Raw genomic sequence first — 17,208 nt, forward strand, 5'->3', positions numbered from 1 at the left:
CGATGCAATACCGCGCCGATTTTACTTCAGTGATTCACAACTTTTCGCCTGAGGTATTTGACCCCTCGTTTTCTTCGGTGGTGAATCGCTGGCTGCCCAACTTCGGAGCGGGAGCTTATTACCGCACCGACCGCTTCTATGCGGGCTTGTCTATCCCCAATATCCTGACCAACAATTTGAACGGACAGACTAACGTGGCATTCATTGGCAGCAACCGCGCCCGTCAATTTCGCCATGCCTTCTTCACTTCGGGCTATGTGTTTGACTTGAACAAAGGTTTGAAACTGAAACCTTCGTTCCTGTTGAAATACGTGGACGGTGCGCCGCTGGAGCTAGATTTAAATGCCAATTTGTGGCTATACGACATGTTTGCCGTCGGGCTTTCTTATCGTTCGTTTGATTCCATTGATGCGCTGTTTGAGTTTCAGGTAACGCCGCAACTTTCTGTGGGCTATGCCTATGACTATACGCTCACCCCACTGGGCAAATACACCTCAGGCACGCACGAAATCATGATTCGCTATGAGTTTGGTTTTGGCAAATCGCGCATTATCACACCGCGCTACTTCTAAACTAATCGTCAATCACCAATCGCAATCGCTTATGCGTTACGTCATTACCTTACTTCTGTTGCTGACCTTGCCCGCGTTGGCACATGCGCAAACAGTGCGCATGAAATTAGCCAACAGCAAATACGAACAGTTTCACTATGCCGATGCGATTATGATGTTTGAAGACATCGTAGCATCCAATCCCAATAATTTTGAGGCAATTGAAAAGCTGGCGCACAGCTACCGCAAAGTCAATAACAGCAAAAAGGCTGAAGAGTGGTACGCCAAAGTGGTGCAAAATGCGAAGGCACAGCCCATCAACCTGCTCTACTACGCGCAGGCACTTGCAATGAATGGCAAATACAGCGAGGCGCGGCAGTGGTTTGCAGCCTACTCCGCAGCAGCTAAAAATGACCCGCGCGGCGATAAGTTTGCCCGCGCCTATGCCGATTCGGTTATGCGCCGATTCTTTCAGGATTCCGCCCGCTATGTGGTAGATACCGTCGGATTTAACTCACCACAGGCAGATTTCAGCCCGATGTTTTTCCGCAATGGCATTATTTTCAGCTCCAACCGCACCCCGACTGGGGCAACGCCCGTGAAGCATACTTTCCAGTGGAACAAAACCCCGTATCTGGATTTGTACGTGGCGGAAAGTGGCGGCAACAGCGCCAACCGTTTACGCAAGAGCATCAACTCGCGCTACCACGAAGGCCCCGTAACTTTTTATCGCTCCTACGACTCCATCATTTTTACGCGCAATAACTACAACAACGGCAAGTACCGGACCAGCAAGGATAAAACCAACAAGCTGAAATTGTACTTTGCCAATACCAAAACCGATGATTCCGAAGAGTGGACAAACATTACCGAATTCCCTTACAACAGCAACGAATACTCTACCGGACACCCCGCCCTGAGCGCCGACGGTCAAACGCTTTATTTCGTTTCCGATATGCCCGGTGGCTATGGAGGAACGGATATTTACATGTCCGTATTCCGAAATGGGCGATGGAGCAAGCCGCAAAATCTGGGTGCGGAAATCAATACCAAAGGCAATGAAATGTTTCCTTTCATTGACGAAAACGGCGATTTGTACTTTGCCTCCAACGGGCATCCGGGGCTGGGCGGTTTAGATATTTTCGTGGCGCGTAGCAAAAACGGCAAATACATTGCCCCGCGCAACATGGGCGCACCCATCAACAGCAGTCAGGACGATTTCGCCCTGATTTACAGCGAAGATTTGGACGAAGGCTATTTCACCTCCAACCGCGAGGGTGGCAAAGGCGATGACGACATCTACCGATTTACCGTGAAGCGTTGCAAATTCATCATCGTAGCCATTAACGCCCGCACTAAGGAAATCATCACACAGGCAAAAGTAGAGGCGATAGAAGAAGAGACAGGCGTAAACACCCGCATACAAGCGCTCAATGATACACTCTTCACATTCAAGCCGCGTTTTCAGGCGAACTACAAGTTGCGCGTTGTCAAAGAAGGTTTCAACGATGGCTACGCCACCATTTCCGACTCGGTATTGGCTGCTTGCTTGCTGAAAGGTTTAGACGTAAGCGATACTATTTACATTCCCTTAGAACTAACCACGCCCGTATTAGCCAAAGGCGGCGATGGTTCAACACCTGTGTCTGAGTCCACAGGTCGCCCGCGCTACCGCTACAAAGGCGATCCGAACGTAAAGGTGATTGAGGTGAAAAACATCTACTACGACTTTGACAAGTTCAACATCCGCCCTGATGCGGCGCGTGAATTAGATAAGCTGATTGTACTGATGAACGAGTATCCCTCGCTGAAAGTAGAGCTTTCATCACATACAGATACGCGTGCAGACAACCTGTATAACATTCGTTTGGCGCAGCGGCGTTCGCGTTCGGCCTATAACTATCTGGTGATGCGTGGCATTGACCCTGCCCGCCTGATTGTTAACTCGTTTGGCGAAAATAAATTGGTGATGGACTGCCCTGATTATTCAGATTGCAGCGAAGAAGAACATCAGTTGAATCGCCGCACGGAAATTATTATCTTGTCGTACTAAGCAAGTAGCATACCCTTCAGGGTGTGCTATTGCCATAGCTCGTGTCCGCATGAGCTACTTTGATACACATGCGTACATAGATGTTGTTCGTGCGGACACGAACAACGGATTAGTAGCATACTCTTCAGGGTGTGCTATTGCCGTAGCTCGTGTCTGCACGAGCTACTTTGATACACATGCGTACATAGATGTTGTTTGTGTGGACACGAACAACGGATTAAGGACGGCAGCGAACAATATGTAACATACCCTTCAGGGTGTGGAATAATTATCGAAAATAAGCAAACACGCACCCTGAAAAATCAGCGTTCTAAAAACGAATTGTAAAACGATTAACCGACAGCCGTCTATGAATAGATGGAAAATATTTGCAGGCATTATCTCGGCATTTTTTATCGCAGCAACAGCGTGGGCGCAGGGAAGTAAAGACATTGAGCCTTTCCCTCCTCTGGCAGGCTTTGAGGCTGTCTATGCCCAGCAAACCCCTTTCATGGTGCAGGGAGATAAACGCGGCGAAAAAATTCACATCAAATACAACTTCAAAGGCGACAATCCTCCTGCCTTTGTCGCTATTTTGGATTATTACCTGCAACTCGTGAGCGCCAAAGGCGGCAAAGCCCAAAAACGCCTGCCCAATCAGCAGATTTTTGAATATACCGAAAACGGAAAAGATACTTGGCTGCAAATAACAGAAACGCGAATAGGCTCTTACGAACTCATTGGCATTGAGAAAGATACGCCTAAGTTAAACGCCTTGGCTGAGGATGTTCCCCAAGATGCTGAAGGCAGCAAAGACTATCCGCTGTTGCCGCGACTTCCTAACTATTACATCGGCTCGTACAACGAAGAGAACTTTTTCTCCAACGGTCAGGTTTCAGGTTACAAGTATCAAATCAATTACAAATTTGATGTTGAATCGGGCGAAACCCCGATGAAGGATGAAAAAGTAGTGCAGCATTACATTGCCAAAGTGCGCGGTTATGGCGGTAAAATCATTCGCAACGACGGCGCGACTGCTACGCTGGAATTTACCAAAGACCAGATTTACCGCTGGGTGCAAGTAGGCTCGTTTGGCAATGCCTATGAGTTAATTGTAGTGGAAAAAGACCTGACAGGCAAAACGCAGTATGCGCAAAAATCGCAGCCTTACGAGGTGGTGCAGCCCGTGCCTGCTGAAAAGCAGCGCATAGTGGAGAATGCGCCCGCTAAAACCGAAATTGTAAAAACCCGACCTGCCGAACAAAAAACGCAACCTAAAGAACAGCCCGCATCCGTGCAGCCGAAGAAAGAATTGGCAGCTGTTGAGCCGCGCAAGGAGCAGCCTAAAACTGAAACCGTTATTACTACTACGCCATTGTTTGTGTCCCCACAAACAACAGCCCCTGTCATTTCGCAAGACATGACAGGGGCGCAGGACTATGACGCATTGGGTCGTTTCAAAGGCTATATCATTAGCGATTACAAGTTGGAAGACTTTTACATGGGTTACAAACTCAGCGGCGTAAAATACCAGATTAACTACCTTTGGGAAAATCCGCGCATCGCCCCCCCTGCTGATGAGGATGTTGTGGCATATTATATTGACAAAGTCAGAGCGCTGGGCGGTAAAATCATTCGCAACGACGGCGCGACTGCTACGCTGGAATTTACTGAAAACAACGTCTATCGCTGGGTGCAAATCGGCTCTTTTGGTTTTAATTACGAGCTGGTGGTTGTAGAAAAAGACCTCAACCGCGATTACAGCCGGCCACTGGCGCAAAACAAGCCTTACGAAGTAAGGGAGGACAAGTCGGGCATACAAATCCGCACGACTACGGGCGCTGACAATCCACAGGGCAGCACACTTTCCCGCGAACAGCGCGAAATACTGGCAAATGCCCGTCCGGTACCTGTTCCGCAGGCAGACATGAGCAATGCTCGCGATTACGAAGAGTTGCCGCGCCGCGATGGTTACGTGATCAGCAACTTCCGCGAAGAAGATTTCTACATGGGCTACAAACTCAGCGGCGTGAAGTATCAGATCAACTACAGCTGGAGCAACGAAGCAAGTGCGCCGCCCGCCGACGAAGATATTATTGGCTACTACAAAAATCTGGTCGCGCAGTACAAAGGGCGCGTTATCCGAGACGATGGTTCAACGGCTACGCTGGAATATACCCAAAACGGCATCTACCGCTGGGTACAAGTGGGTTCATTCGGCAGAAGCTATGAACTCATTATTGTAGAAAAAGACCTCAACCGCGATTACAGCCGGCCGCTGGCGCAAAACAAGCCTTATACAGTAGAGCAGCCACGCAGCGGCGGACGCATTGCGCAGGGTGCTTTGGCAGGCGCGGGCGTTCTTTCCCCTTCGGCAGTTGAACAAATCAGCGAACTGGGCATTACACCCGAAACTGTCGCGCCGCGCACCTATCCTACAGCCGATGTAGCAGGCAGCGGCGACTTTCGCCTCATGAAACGACTGCCCGGCTATCTGATTACAGCCTATAACGAAGGCGACTACAACCTTGCGCCCGGACAGACAGGTTACAAATACCAGATTGGCTATACATGGGCAGATCCCAACGCTTCCCCTATGCCAGATAACCAAGTTGTAAGCCACTATGTCAATCTCGCCCAATCCTACGGCGGCAGAGCCATCCGCGACGACGGCGAAACCGCGACGTTAGAATTTTACAACGGCCGCGCTTACTATTGGGTGCAGGTAGGCTCTTTCGGCAACGGCTACGAGTTGATTGTGATAGAAAAAGATATGACCAGCGGCAAATCTACAGCCAACATAGAAACGGCGACCAAACGCATGTTTCGCAACTTGACTATGCAAGGTAAAGTGGTGCTGCAAGATATTTTGTTTGAAAGTGGAAATAGCGCGGTACTGACCGCCGATAGCGATGCCTCTCTGGCGCTCATTGCCCGCCTGCTGACCGAGCAGCCGAATTTAAAAATCGTCATTGTGGCACACACCGCCAAAGGCAGGAGCATAGAAGCTGATTTGCTGCTTTCCGATCAACGCGCCAAAGCGGTTGCGCGGCGTCTGATAGACAAATTCAATGTTGCGGAAAGTCGTCTGGAGGCACGTGGAGTAGGCGCGCTCGCACCTATCACTGCCAACGATGCCAAAGGTCGGATGGAAAATGAGCGCATAGAACTTGTCCTCTATTAGGGCAGGTTGCGGGATAAAAGCTAACTTTGCGGTGCAAAATTCAAACGAGGTAGGGAAATGGTGTACATCTGCCGCAAAGAGCATTTTAATGCCGCGCATAGATTATATAATCCGAACTGGTCGCCCGAAAAAAACGCGGAAGTTTTCGGCCCTTGCGCCAATGCCAACTGGCACGGACATAATTTTGAACTCATTGTTACGATTAAAGGCAAACCCGACCCCGATACAGGCTTTGTAATGGATCTTAAAGCGCTAAGCACCATTATCAAGCGCGAGGTTGTGGACAAATTAGACCACAAAAACCTCAATTTAGACGTGGATTTCATGCAGGGCAAACTGACAAGTTGTGAAATCCTGATTCAGGAAATCTGGAAAATTTTAGCCCCGAAAATCAAGGAAAAAGCGCCTAACGCTGATTTATACAAACTTACGCTCTACGAAACCCATCAGAACTTTGTCGAGTACATGGGCGAAGAGTAACTATACATGTAACATACGCTTTAGCGTGTGAGAATCAAGTAAGGCGCACCCTAAAGGGTACGATACATTTTTAATTTGCTTGATTGCTTAAATAAAATCGCGCATCTATGAACATTATTTCGGCTGATAACATCGGCAAAACCTTTGACGGCGAGCGCTGGCTGTTCCGCAACCTGACTTTTGGGCTTTCGCAAGGCGAGAAAGTGGCTTTGGTAGGCATCAATGGCTCTGGAAAAACTACGCTGATGAACATACTGGCAGGTTTGATTTCGCCCGACGAAGGCACGGTATCAGTCCGAAAGGATGTGCGCATGGGCTATCTGACCCAAAACCCCATTTTTGATGAGCAGGCGACTGTTTGGCAGGCTGTTTTTAAGTCCGACCATCCTGCGCTGGCTGCCGTGCAAGCCTACGAACGGGCAATGACCAAAGGCGACGACGCAGCCCTGCAAAAAGCTTTAGAAGGCATGGAAACGCCCGGCGCATGGGAACTGGAATACAAAGTCAAGGAAATTCTGGGCAAACTGGGACTGCACGACATGGAGCAACCCGTTGCACAACTTTCAGGTGGGCAGCGCAAGCGGCTGGCGCTGGCGCAGTTGCTCATTTCCGAAGCCGACCTGATGGTGCTTGACGAACCTACCAACCACTTAGATCTGGATACGATTGAGTGGCTGGAGGGTGTGCTGGCAACAGCCAACCGCACGATCCTGCTCGTTACCCACGACCGCTATTTCTTAGACCGCGTCGCCAATGTGGTATTGGAATTAGACGGTGGAAAAGTATATCGCTATGCGGGCAACTACGGCTACTTTTTGGAGAAAAAAGAAGAACGGATGCAAATAGAAGCCGCAGCGGTGGACAAAGCCCGCAACCTGATGCGCACCGAGCTGGAGTGGATTCGCCGACAGCCCAAAGCCCGCACGACTAAAGCTAAATTTCGCGTAGATGCCTTTGACGAACTCAAAGAGCGCGCCGCCGGAAAAGCCCCTGAAAAGAAACTGGAAATCAACGCAGGAATGGTGCGGCAAGGCAAAAAAATTATTGAGGTTAAGCGCATAGACAAAGCCTTTGGCGATAAAATCATCCTCAAAGACTTCAGCTATACCTTCCTGCGCAGCGACCGCATCGGTATTGTCGGGCAAAACGGCATAGGAAAAACTACCTTCCTCAAACTACTCACCGGCGAACTGATGCCCGATCGCGGAACGGTGGACATGGGGCAAAATACCATTATCGGTTACTACACGCAACAGGAACTAATCGCGCCATCCGATTTGCGCATTATTGATTCGGTGAAAGCCGTTGCGGAGGTCATTACTACGGGTACGGGCGAAACCATTACCGCATCGCAGTTGCTGACGCTGTTCCGCTTTCCGCCTTCGGCGCAGTACACGCCTGTTTCGCGGCTGAGCGGCGGAGAAAAACGCCGCCTGCAACTGCTGCACGTGCTGATGAAAAACCCCAACTTCCTGATTCTGGATGAACCTACCAACGATTTTGACATCCTGACGCTCAATATTTTAGAAGACTTTTTGGCAAATTTTGGAGGCTGTCTGTTGATTGTTTCTCACGATCGCTACTTTTTAGACCGATTGGTTGAGCATCTGTTTGTATTTGAAGGCAACGGCACTATCCGCGATTTTCCGGGCAACTACACCGACTACCGCAACCAACTGGCTGAGGAACAGGCTGAAAAAGCATTTTTACAAGAAAAAGCAGCTAAAACAGCAGCAGCTAATCCTGTTGCAGCTGCCACCAACAAATCCGCCAGCGAAAAACGCCGCCTAAGTTTCAAAGAAAAGCAGGAATATGACAGGCTGGAAAGTGAAATTGCTGCATTGGAACAAGAAAAAATAGAACTTGAAACTCGACTTAGCGCGGGCAATGGTTCGTCTGAAGACTTTGCTCGTTGGGGAAAGCGCTTGCAGGAAATTGCCGCATGGATAGACGAGAAGATGATGCGTTGGTTGGAGCTGGCAGAGATGGCTTAAACGCAGCCGAAGAGCCTTTTGTGGCAAATACGAAAGTGCATTGTTAGGAATTTTCTGATAAATGCGCTATTTTACTGCGTTGGAAATTAAAAAGCTAGAAAGGTAAATTTTTATGCAGGGCCCGTCGTTGAATCTTCCAATCGGGGAAATTGTTGAGCCGATTCTTAGCGAGTCTTATGGTAGAGTGCTGTATTTGCCTCGTTTTCGTACAGTTTTTGTAGAAATGCTTGGCTCTTTTTCTCATAGCCAGTATCAGGGCGTTTATACAACTGCCTACGAGGCGCTCAAGCGCTTGCAAGCGAATGCTTGTGTGGTTAGTCAAATGCGTAGCTACGGATCTTCCTTTCAAGACAGAAACTGGTTGATAACATATCTTTTGCCGCAACTGAGTAAAAGTTTTCCTACCAAAGAATTTTTAATGATCGGTCTTCGGGAAGCAGATCATACCAATGCCAAGCGCTGGATCGCCAACTATTTGGAACGCAGTTTTACAGCATTTGCACCTTTTTCGGTAAAATCTGCGCCTGATTTACAAACCGCGCTTGCGCTGATTACAGAACACCAACAGTCGCTATGGCACTGAGCAATGTGGCATTTTATTGTCATTGCCCTTGCCATCCCCTGCCACGAATAAGCATGCCTGATCTGACGCCGGTGTGCCGTCCTTCGGCTACCACAATACTGCCATTGACAATCACATAGCTGATACCTTCTGCATAGGCATGAGGCTTTTCGAAAGTAGCGCGGTCGCGGATCGTTACTGGGTCAAAAATGACTATATCTGCCTGATAGCCTTCCCGCAGCAGTCCGCGGTTAGTTAGCCCGAAGCGCTGAGCAGGCATCGAAGTCATTTTGCGGATGGCTTCCTCCAGCGTCAGGATTTTCTTTTCGCGTACATATACCCCAAGTACGCGAGCATTGCTGCCGTAGCCGCGTGGGTGCGGTACGTCCCTGCCAAACTGGTAAATACCCGCATCGGAAGCAATCATTGTCAGAGGACTAGCCATGATGCGTTTGACATCCTCTTCGCTCATGCTGTGGTAGATCATTTGTGCACCGCCTTTGAGCAGCATTTCCATGATGGTTTCTATTTCATCGCTCAGCTTTGTTTTTGTTTTGCCGAGCCTTTTGGCGGTGATCTGGCTGATATTCAATCCCTGATAGGTGCTGTCGGGGCGATAGCGAGCTACGAAGGCATAGTCCATGCGCCCCGAGTTGCTGCGCCATGCCATATTTTTAGAGATTTCTGTGGCTATTTGTGCACGTGTTTTCGGGTCGGTCAGGCGTGCATGGATAGCAGAGTCGCCGTCTGCAAGCGCCCAAGCAGGAAATAAAACGCCCAGATTAGTGCTACTGGCAGGGTAGGGGTATTGGTCTAGGTTTACGTCCAATCCTTCAGCGCGGGCGCGCTCGATAGCGGCGAGCATTTCGCTGCTGCGCCCCCAGTTATTATGCCCAGAGGCTTTGAAATGCGAGATCTGCATCGGGATACCGCTTTGCCTGCCAATCTCCAGCGTTTCGTGGATGGCAGCAAGCACCGAGTCGGCTTCATTGCGCATATGGGTAGCGTACACCCCACCGTAGCGGGCAGCTACTTTCGCCAAACCAACGATCTCCTTTGTTTTGGAATAAGTGCCGGGAATGTAGATCAGTCCCGATGATAGCCCCAACGCACCGTCGCGCATCATTTGCTCCATGATAGCTTCCATTTTTGCTTGCTCTTCGATGGTGGGGTCGCGGCGCGAAAGTCGCATCACAGCCCGGCGAATTGTGTTATGCCCTGCCAGCGTACCTACGTTGGGCGAAATACCAATACTGTCCAATTCGTAAAAAAACTTTTTTAGATCGAGGAAAGAACCGCCGCAGTTGCCCGTAATCAGGGTCGTAACCCCATCGTAAATAAAATTTTCTGCCTGTGGCAATTCCTGAATACTGCCTTCTATGTGCGTATGTACATCAATAAAGCCCGGGGCAACGATCTTGCGGCGTGCATCTATTGTTTGGATAGCCTGTGCGTCTGTCAGCCGCCCAACAGCAACAATTTTTCCGTCTTTAATAGCAATATCTGCCTCGTACCAGGGATTGCCTGTACCGTCTGCAATCCGCCCGTTGCGGATCAGCAGATCATACTGTTGCGCGGTAGCTGAAACAGCAGTTAGTAGCACAAACAGAAAAAATGTAAGTGAACATAGTTGCATCGTTGTTAGTCTTTAAACTGCAAGTAATCATTAGCAGTGCTAAAGATAGCAATTTTATCGGTTGCTATTGGGCGCGAGGTAAATTCTTGACCACTTTTGAGTAAAATTGCAAGTATAAGCGCTTTTTGCAAAGTGAAGACACCTTGGTTTGAGACTTATACAGCAACTTACCACAGGCTGCGGAATTGGTTTGCTCGCACAAAGATTGATAGCTTATTTAATTTTTGGCCGCTGCGTGGAAAGCCCGACGAAACTACGTGGCAACGGTGGTCGCGCCGCAGTTGGAAAGGGCTCATCTATTTTTTGCTGTTGCTTCTTTTGTATTTTAAATCGGTAGAATACAATTTGCTGTACCTATTTGGCGATCTGCCGAGCATTGCCCAGTTAGAAAATCCTAAAATCCCCACTGCGTCCGAACTTTACACCGAAGACGATGTGTTGCTGGGGCGTTATTACTTGGAAAACCGTACTCCGGTCAGGTATGAGGAAATTTCGCCGTATCTGATCAATGCGCTGATTGCTACGGAAGATATTCGTTTCTACGAGCATTCGGGTATTGACCTGACAGCAATTGCATCGGTAATTGTCAATACGATTTTAGATGGCGGCAGGTCTTCGCGTGGCGGAGGTAGTACTATTTCGCAACAGTTGGCAAAAAATCTGTTCAAAACCCGCGAGGGCGGCACGCAGGGGCTGCTGGGGCGTATTCCCGGCATTAAGACATTGGTTATTAAGACCAAAGAGTGGATTACGGCGGTTAATCTGGAAAAAGCCTATTCCAAAGAGGAAATTCTGACGATGTACCTCAACACAGTAGATTTCGGCAGCAATGCTTATGGCATCAAAACAGCCGCCAAAACTTTTTTTGCCACTACGCCCAAGCAAATTAACCTGCAACAGGCAGCTACACTTATCGGTTTGTTGAAAGCTCCTACCTATTACAGCCCTATTTTGCGCCCCGAAAACAGTATTCGCCGCCGCAATACGGTACTTGCGCAGATGGAAAAGTACGGCTTTATAGACAGTGCTGTTTTTGCCAAAGCACAAAAACTACCCTTGGGGGTTAAGTTTACAACAGAAAATGCCGAAGAAGGTGCAGGAACTTATTTCAGGGGCGTGATGAACAATTACCTCAAAAAATGGTGTGAAGAAAATGGTTACGATTTGTATGCAGATGGCTTGAAAATTTATACTACGATAGACTCGCGGATGCAGTTTCATGCAGAACGAGCTGTTGCAGAACGGATGCGCGAAATGCAGGCAAAATTCTACGACCACTGGCGAGGTATGAACCCTTGGCGCGACCGCAGTGGCAGGGAAATACCCAACTATATTGAAAAAGCAGTAAAGGCTACCAAATGGTACAAAGCGCTGGTAATCAAGCTCAAAGGCGATACTGCGGCAATTAACAAGGTGATTAATACCCCGCGCCGCATGACAGTTTTCTCGTGGCGCGGCGAAATTGATACCCTAATGAGTCCTGTTGATTCTATCAAGTACTACAAACATTTTCTGCATGCCGGCCTGATGGCAATGGATCCTTATTCAGGCTATATCCGTGCATGGGTAGGAGGTATTAACTACAAATATTTTAAATTCGATCACGTGAAGCAATCGCGTAGGCAGCCCGGCTCAACTTTCAAGCCTTTTATCTATGCGGCAGCGATTGATTCGTTCGGTTACTCGCCTTGCTCTAAGATGATTGACGGACCTGTTGCCATCAGTTATGTAGAAAACGGCGAAAAGAAATTGTGGGCGCCTAAAAATGCAGACTGGACGTACAGCTACGATACGGTTTCGCTGCGGCACGGCATCGGGCGATCGCTGAATACAATCGCTGCCAAAGTGATTAAAGAAATTGGCTGGCATGCAGTGATTAATTATGCCCAAAAAATGGGTATTACAAGCCCCTTAGATACTGTTCCCTCTGTCGGACTTGGCACAAGCGACGTATCCCTCTACGAGATGGTAGGCGCTTATGGTACATTTCTGAACGGTGGCGTATGGACTGAGCCAATGTTCATTACGCGCATTGAAGATAAAAACGGACGCATTATCCAACGTTTCAACCCTAAAAGAAGGCGCGCACTATCACCCGAAAGTGCTTTTCTGATGGTGTATATGCTGCGCGGTAGTATGCAGGAGCCGGGCGGAACTTCGGGCAGGCTGTACTCCTACCGCGGCTTGTGGGGCAACGAGATCGGCGGCAAAACAGGTACATCTACCAATTATGCCGACGGATGGTACATTGGTATTACCAAAGATTTGGTTGCAGGAGTCTGGGTAGGCGGCGAGGATAGAAGCATTCACTTCCGAACCTCCGAACTGGGCGAAGGATCTAAAACGGCATTGCCGATTTTTGGCACTTTCATGGAAAAAGTTTACAACGATACCGTTGATATGGGTGTTTCCAAAGGGCGTTTCCCAACCGAAAAGGAATTAAAACTGCGGATAACGAAGCCCTACTTCTGCCCTACACCGATCAAGCCCAAACCTGACAGTGTGCGCATAGCCGACTCGCTCAGGCAAGTGCAACTCCTGCTCAATGCAGCAGGCAATTAGCGCCCGATCCAGTCTAATGCTTTGTCTATGCTGCCAAAGAAGCGCGTATATAGCGACTTTGCCCGTTGTTCGTCGAAGGTTTGGTCTAAAGACATTGCTTCCACAACGTCTTTGGGGTACACAAAAGCAATCTTCTTAACACCCATCGCTTCGTATTGTGGTACTATTGTACAGTCGTGCCATTCTTGTATGTGGGGGAGCATGATAAAGTGTCCCAATGATGCATCTACCAAAAACTTTTTTATTCCTGATGTGCGCAAAAGCTCTACTAGCCGCAGGAGATGCTGCTTGAATTCCTGTTCGGGCATATTCGAAGCTGTATCTTTCCATCTAATCAGTAGCAAGTCATTGCTATTGGCAGTAATAGTCCAATAAAGTGTCTGATCAAGCATAGAAGTTTAGGTTGGTTGAGTAACTGATGCAAATCTCTGTAGAAAACTTTAAACCCTGTATATTGCAATTATCTTTAACAACTGCTGACTATGCAAATACTTTTTAAGTGCCTCGGTGCAGCCCAAACCGTTACGGGTTCTAAGTATATTCTTGATATAGGTAAGTTTCGTTTGATGGTTGATTGTGGCTTATTTCAGGGATTGAAGGAGCTACGGCTGCGCAACTGGGAGTTATTCCCCATCGAGCCTTATACAATTAATGCTATTTTGCTTACCCATGCGCATATAGATCACATTGGCTATCTGCCTCGTTTGTACAAACAGAGCTTTCGCGGGCCGATTTACTGTACCGAAGCAACAGCCGATCTGCTCCCGATGATGCTGAAAGATGCCGCCAAATTGCAAGAGGAAGAGGCAGCTTATGCAGCGCGAAAAGGCTATTCCAAGCATAGTACGCCTATGCCGCTCTATAACTTCAAAGATGTAGAAGAGGTGCTGCCGCTGATTGTACCTGTTCCTATCCGAACCGACCATTCCTTCCATGAGCAGATCAGTCTGCGCTACGAGGATGCGGGGCATATTGTCGGCGCAGCCTCGCTCACGCTCACCGTTACAGGCAATCACCAGTCTAAGAAAATAGTATTTTCCGGTGATCTGGGCAGTAGCCACGATCCCTTGCTCAATCCGCCTACGGCACAGCAAGCGGCGGACTGTCTGATTGTAGAATCTACCTACGGCGGACGTACCATGCCCAAAGTAGATGTTTTAGAAGCCCTTGCGCAGGAAATAGAAAGTGCTTTTGCCGAAGATGGCTGCCTGCTGATCCCTGCTTTCGCACTTGGACGCACGCAAAACCTATTGTACTACCTGAAGCAATTGTTTGACAAACGGCGGTTAAAACCTTTCCCTGTGTACGTGGACAGCCCAATGGCCATAGAAGCTACGCGGCTATATGCTAAGCATCTCTCGCTCGACAATCATTCGAGGCACTACGATGCAGATGAACTTTTTCACTTTCCCTCGCTGCACTATTGCAGCGAGATTGCAAATTCCAAAAATATCAACGAAGTGCGCTCCGGTGCAGTAATTATTTCGGCAAGCGGCATGGCAACAGGCGGGCGCATTTTGCATCACTTGTACAACCGTCTGCGTCGTCCGCAGGATACTGTACTTTTTGTAGGCTATCAGGCAGAAGGCACACGCGGCTGGCGACTGCTGGAAGGGGAAACCGAGGTGAAAATATTTGGCGAATATGTGCCTGTCAAGTGCCGTATCCGCGAACTGCCTTACTTTTCTGCACATGCCGACCATGCTGCACTGATCAACTGGCTGCGCAATTTTGAAGACTCACCCAAGATGACCTTTATTACACACGGCGAAAAGCCGGCTGCCGAAGCCTTGCAAAAGACGCTCATCGAGGAGCTGAAATGGCATAACGTAATCGTGCCTGAATACCTCGAAAGTTTTGTGCTTTTCGATGGAATTTAGTTCTACGTGCCTTTTTCTTACCTTTGTCGTGTTTTATTTTCTAAGATCTGATGTATCTGCAAATCATACGTCTGGGCTGGACGCTCGTTGTAGCTGGATTTCTTTTCATTATTACGTGGGTATTAGCTGTCAGCAACGACTGGGGCGGGCTTTTTGGGGGGATGCCCGACCTGACTAAATTGGAAAATCCCAAGTCTGAGGTTGCTTCCGAGTTGTGGTCTGCCGATGGTGTGCTTTTGGGCAAGTACTTCCGACAAAACCGCACCCCTGTCCGTTATGAAGAACTTTCCCCCAATCTGCTCAATGCCCTGTATGCTACTGAAGATATTCGCTTCGAGGATCATTCGGGCATAGATTTTCAAGGAACTTTTGCCATAGTATTCGATTTGCTGCGCGGCAAGCCACGCGGCGGTAGTACCATTACCCAACAGTTGGCAAAAAACCTGTTCAGCACGCGACAGAACCTGCGAGGCTCTCTTAGCGATATGCCAATGCTTGGTACAATCATTGCCAAAACCAAAGAGTGGATTCTTGCTATTCAGTTAGAGCGTTCTTACACCAAGCGCGAAATTGTTACGATGTACCTCAACGAGGTAGAATTGGGCAATAATGCCTTTGGCGTAAAAGTAGCAGCGCGAACCTACTTCAATACCACTCCTGATAGCCTTACTGTGCCGCAGGCAGCCGTTTTGGTAGGTATGCTCAAAGCGCCAACGCGCTATAATCCGGTGCGCAATCCCGATCGCTCGATGCTACGCCGCAATACGGTTATTAGTCAAATGGAAAAATACGGTTTCATTAGCGAGCGCGATGCCGAGCGCTACAAGCGCGAACCTATCAAAGTAGAAAACCTACAACCAGACGATCATACGGCCGGCTTGGCAACCTACTTCCGTATGGAAATACGCAAAGATCTGCTGGCGTGGTGCGCTAAAAACGGCTACGACCTGTTTTCCGATGGTTTGAAGATTTATACAACGATAGACTCGCGTATGCAACGCTATGCCGAAGAGGCGGTAGCCGAGCATATGAAGGACTTGCAAAGCAAGTTTTTTGCACATTGGAAAGGCAGAAACCCTTGGGTAGATGAAAACTTTCGCGAGCTGCCCGGCTTCGTAGAGCGGGCAATCCGCCGCACCGAGCATTACCGCGTACTGAAAAACATGTATGGCGATGATACCATTTCGATCTATCGCGAACTGAACAAGCCTGTGCGCATGAGGGTATTCAGTTGGACTGCCAAAAATAACGAGATAGATACAGTAATGAGTCCCATTGACTCAATCAAATATTTCAAAAAGTTCCTGCATGCGGGTATGATGAGTATGGATCCGCACACAGGGCACATCAAAGCATGGGTAGGCGGCATTAACCAGAAGTTTTTTAACTACGACCACGTGCGGCAGGGCGCACGCCAGCCCGGATCGGCTTTCAAGCCCATCGTTTATGCCACCGCCATCACCGAGCAGGGCTACTCCCCGTGTACGGAAGTAGTAGATGCGCCGCAAACCTTCGTACTGGAAAGCGGACAGACATGGACTGCCAAGAACTTTGGTGCATACACAGGTAATACCTACACCTTGCGGCAGGCGCTGGCGCAATCTATTAATACAACGGCAGCCTTTCTCATGCGTCGCGTCAAACCTTCGGAAGTTATTAAGTACGCCCGCCTATTGGGTATTACTACACCGCTGGAGGAAGTGCCATCCCTCTCGCTGGGCGCAGGCGGCGATGTTTCTGTCTTCGACCTGACAGGTGCGTATGCTACTTTTGTCAATAAGGGAACGTGGATAGAACCTACCTACATAACACACATCACCGATAAAAACGGCAAGGTGCTGCACCGATTTATCCCGAAAAAGCGCGAAGTCTTCAGCGAGGAAAATGCCTACATTATGACTTATATGCTGCGCGGGGCAACCGAAGAGCGCAACGGTACGGGGCTTGGTCTGTATCGCTACAAGTTCCGGCAAGGGACGCAGATCGCCTGCAAAACAGGTACTACGCAAAACTACTCCGATGGCTGGTTCGTAGGCATGACCAAAGACTTAGTTACCGGCGTTTGGGTAGGTGGAGACGAGCGCAGTATCCACTTCCGCACCGGCGATTTCGGACAAGGTTCGCGCATGGCCATGCCTGTCTTTGGCTTGTACATGGACAAGGTTTTTGCTGATCCGCGATTAGAGCCTTACAACACGAAAGGCGAGTTTCCCAAGCCTGCTAACCTGAATGTAGAATTAGATTGCTCAAAAGCACGCCTAAACAGGCTCGATTCTGCTTCCTATGTGCTGCCATCAGGTAATCCGCTGAATGATTTTTAGGCTACA

At 48.8% G+C, this 17,208-nt stretch carries 12 protein-coding genes; 10 read left to right on the forward strand and 2 right to left on the reverse strand.

The window, feature by feature from the left end; genetic code table 11:
- From ACWIP2_RS07145 to ACWIP2_RS07175, 7 genes are all read left to right on the forward strand, one after another.
- Positions 1-572 (forward strand): PorP/SprF family type IX secretion system membrane protein (locus tag ACWIP2_RS07145; RefSeq protein WP_448519228.1); only part of this gene is annotated, 572 nt, incomplete at its 5' end.
- Between the two features lie 31 nt (positions 573-603).
- Positions 604-2,604, forward strand: a complete 2,001-nt coding sequence (locus tag ACWIP2_RS07150; RefSeq protein ID WP_448519229.1) for an OmpA family protein — start codon at positions 604-606, stop codon at positions 2,602-2,604.
- A 49-nt stretch (positions 2,605-2,653) separates the two neighbouring features.
- The gene (locus ACWIP2_RS07155; protein ID WP_448519230.1) at positions 2,654-2,848 is read left to right on the forward strand and encodes a hypothetical protein; all 195 of its coding nucleotides are present in this window, start codon (positions 2,654-2,656) and stop codon (positions 2,846-2,848) included.
- Positions 2,849-2,953: 105 nt separating this feature from the next.
- Positions 2,954-5,767 (forward strand): OmpA family protein, encoded by a 2,814-nt coding sequence (locus ACWIP2_RS07160; RefSeq protein ID WP_448519231.1) that lies wholly within the window; start codon positions 2,954-2,956, stop codon positions 5,765-5,767.
- A 57-nt stretch (positions 5,768-5,824) separates the two neighbouring features.
- Positions 5,825-6,247 (forward strand): 6-pyruvoyl trahydropterin synthase family protein, encoded by a 423-nt coding sequence (locus tag ACWIP2_RS07165; protein ID WP_448519232.1) that lies wholly within the window; start codon positions 5,825-5,827, stop codon positions 6,245-6,247.
- A 107-nt stretch (positions 6,248-6,354) separates the two neighbouring features.
- The gene (locus tag ACWIP2_RS07170) at positions 6,355-8,241 is read left to right on the forward strand and encodes an ABC-F family ATP-binding cassette domain-containing protein (RefSeq protein WP_448519233.1); all 1,887 of its coding nucleotides are present in this window, start codon (positions 6,355-6,357) and stop codon (positions 8,239-8,241) included.
- A 112-nt stretch (positions 8,242-8,353) separates the two neighbouring features.
- Positions 8,354-8,824 (forward strand): hypothetical protein, encoded by a 471-nt coding sequence (locus ACWIP2_RS07175; protein WP_448519234.1) that lies wholly within the window; start codon positions 8,354-8,356, stop codon positions 8,822-8,824.
- Between the two features lie 19 nt (positions 8,825-8,843).
- On the opposite strand, the gene ACWIP2_RS07180 is transcribed toward ACWIP2_RS07175, so the two are convergent.
- Complete coding sequence (locus tag ACWIP2_RS07180; RefSeq protein WP_448519235.1) at positions 8,844-10,439, reverse strand: N-acyl-D-amino-acid deacylase family protein; 1,596 nt, start codon at positions 10,437-10,439, stop codon at positions 8,844-8,846.
- Between the two features lie 132 nt (positions 10,440-10,571).
- On the opposite strand from ACWIP2_RS07180, the gene ACWIP2_RS07185 reads away from it, so the two are divergent.
- Positions 10,572-13,001: a penicillin-binding protein 1A gene (locus ACWIP2_RS07185; RefSeq protein ID WP_448519236.1), complete on the forward strand. Its 2,430-nt coding sequence runs from the start codon at positions 10,572-10,574 to the stop codon at positions 12,999-13,001.
- Here the strand turns inward: ACWIP2_RS07185 and ACWIP2_RS07190 are convergent.
- The gene (locus ACWIP2_RS07190; protein WP_448519237.1) at positions 12,998-13,393 is read right to left on the reverse strand and encodes a hypothetical protein; all 396 of its coding nucleotides are present in this window, start codon (positions 13,391-13,393) and stop codon (positions 12,998-13,000) included. The genes ACWIP2_RS07185 and ACWIP2_RS07190 overlap by 4 nt on opposite strands.
- 90 nt (positions 13,394-13,483) lie before the next feature.
- Here ACWIP2_RS07190 and ACWIP2_RS07195 point away from each other — a divergent pair, with 90 nt between their 5' ends.
- Positions 13,484-14,881, forward strand: a complete 1,398-nt coding sequence (locus tag ACWIP2_RS07195; RefSeq protein WP_448519238.1) for an MBL fold metallo-hydrolase RNA specificity domain-containing protein — start codon at positions 13,484-13,486, stop codon at positions 14,879-14,881.
- 50 nt (positions 14,882-14,931) lie between these two features.
- Complete coding sequence (locus tag ACWIP2_RS07200) at positions 14,932-17,202, forward strand: penicillin-binding protein 1A (RefSeq protein WP_448519239.1); 2,271 nt, start codon at positions 14,932-14,934, stop codon at positions 17,200-17,202.
- Positions 17,203-17,208 lie beyond the last annotated feature (6 nt).

It is taken from the genome of Rhodoflexus sp. (assembly GCF_053489755.1).

Excerpts from the sequence above, each read along its gene's own strand:
- ACWIP2_RS07160 (WP_448519231.1), top strand. The coding sequence starts at position 2,954 with ATGAATAGATGGAAAATATTTGCAGGCATTATCTCGGCATTTTTTATC.
- ACWIP2_RS07165 (WP_448519232.1), top strand. The coding sequence starts at position 5,825 with ATGGTGTACATCTGCCGCAAAGAGCATTTTAATGCCGCGCATAGATTA.
- ACWIP2_RS07175 (WP_448519234.1), top strand. The coding sequence starts at position 8,354 with ATGCAGGGCCCGTCGTTGAATCTTCCAATCGGGGAAATTGTTGAGCCG.
- ACWIP2_RS07190 (WP_448519237.1), bottom strand. The coding sequence starts at position 13,393 with ATGCTTGATCAGACACTTTATTGGACTATTACTGCCAATAGCAATGAC.
- ACWIP2_RS07195 (WP_448519238.1), top strand. The coding sequence starts at position 13,484 with ATGCAAATACTTTTTAAGTGCCTCGGTGCAGCCCAAACCGTTACGGGT.
- ACWIP2_RS07200 (WP_448519239.1), top strand. The coding sequence starts at position 14,932 with ATGTATCTGCAAATCATACGTCTGGGCTGGACGCTCGTTGTAGCTGGA.
- ACWIP2_RS07155 (WP_448519230.1), top strand. The coding sequence starts at position 2,654 with ATGAGCTACTTTGATACACATGCGTACATAGATGTTGTTCGTGCGGAC.
- ACWIP2_RS07180 (WP_448519235.1), bottom strand. The coding sequence starts at position 10,439 with ATGCAACTATGTTCACTTACATTTTTTCTGTTTGTGCTACTAACTGCT.
- ACWIP2_RS07170 (WP_448519233.1), top strand. The coding sequence starts at position 6,355 with ATGAACATTATTTCGGCTGATAACATCGGCAAAACCTTTGACGGCGAG.
- ACWIP2_RS07150 (WP_448519229.1), top strand. The coding sequence starts at position 604 with ATGCGTTACGTCATTACCTTACTTCTGTTGCTGACCTTGCCCGCGTTG.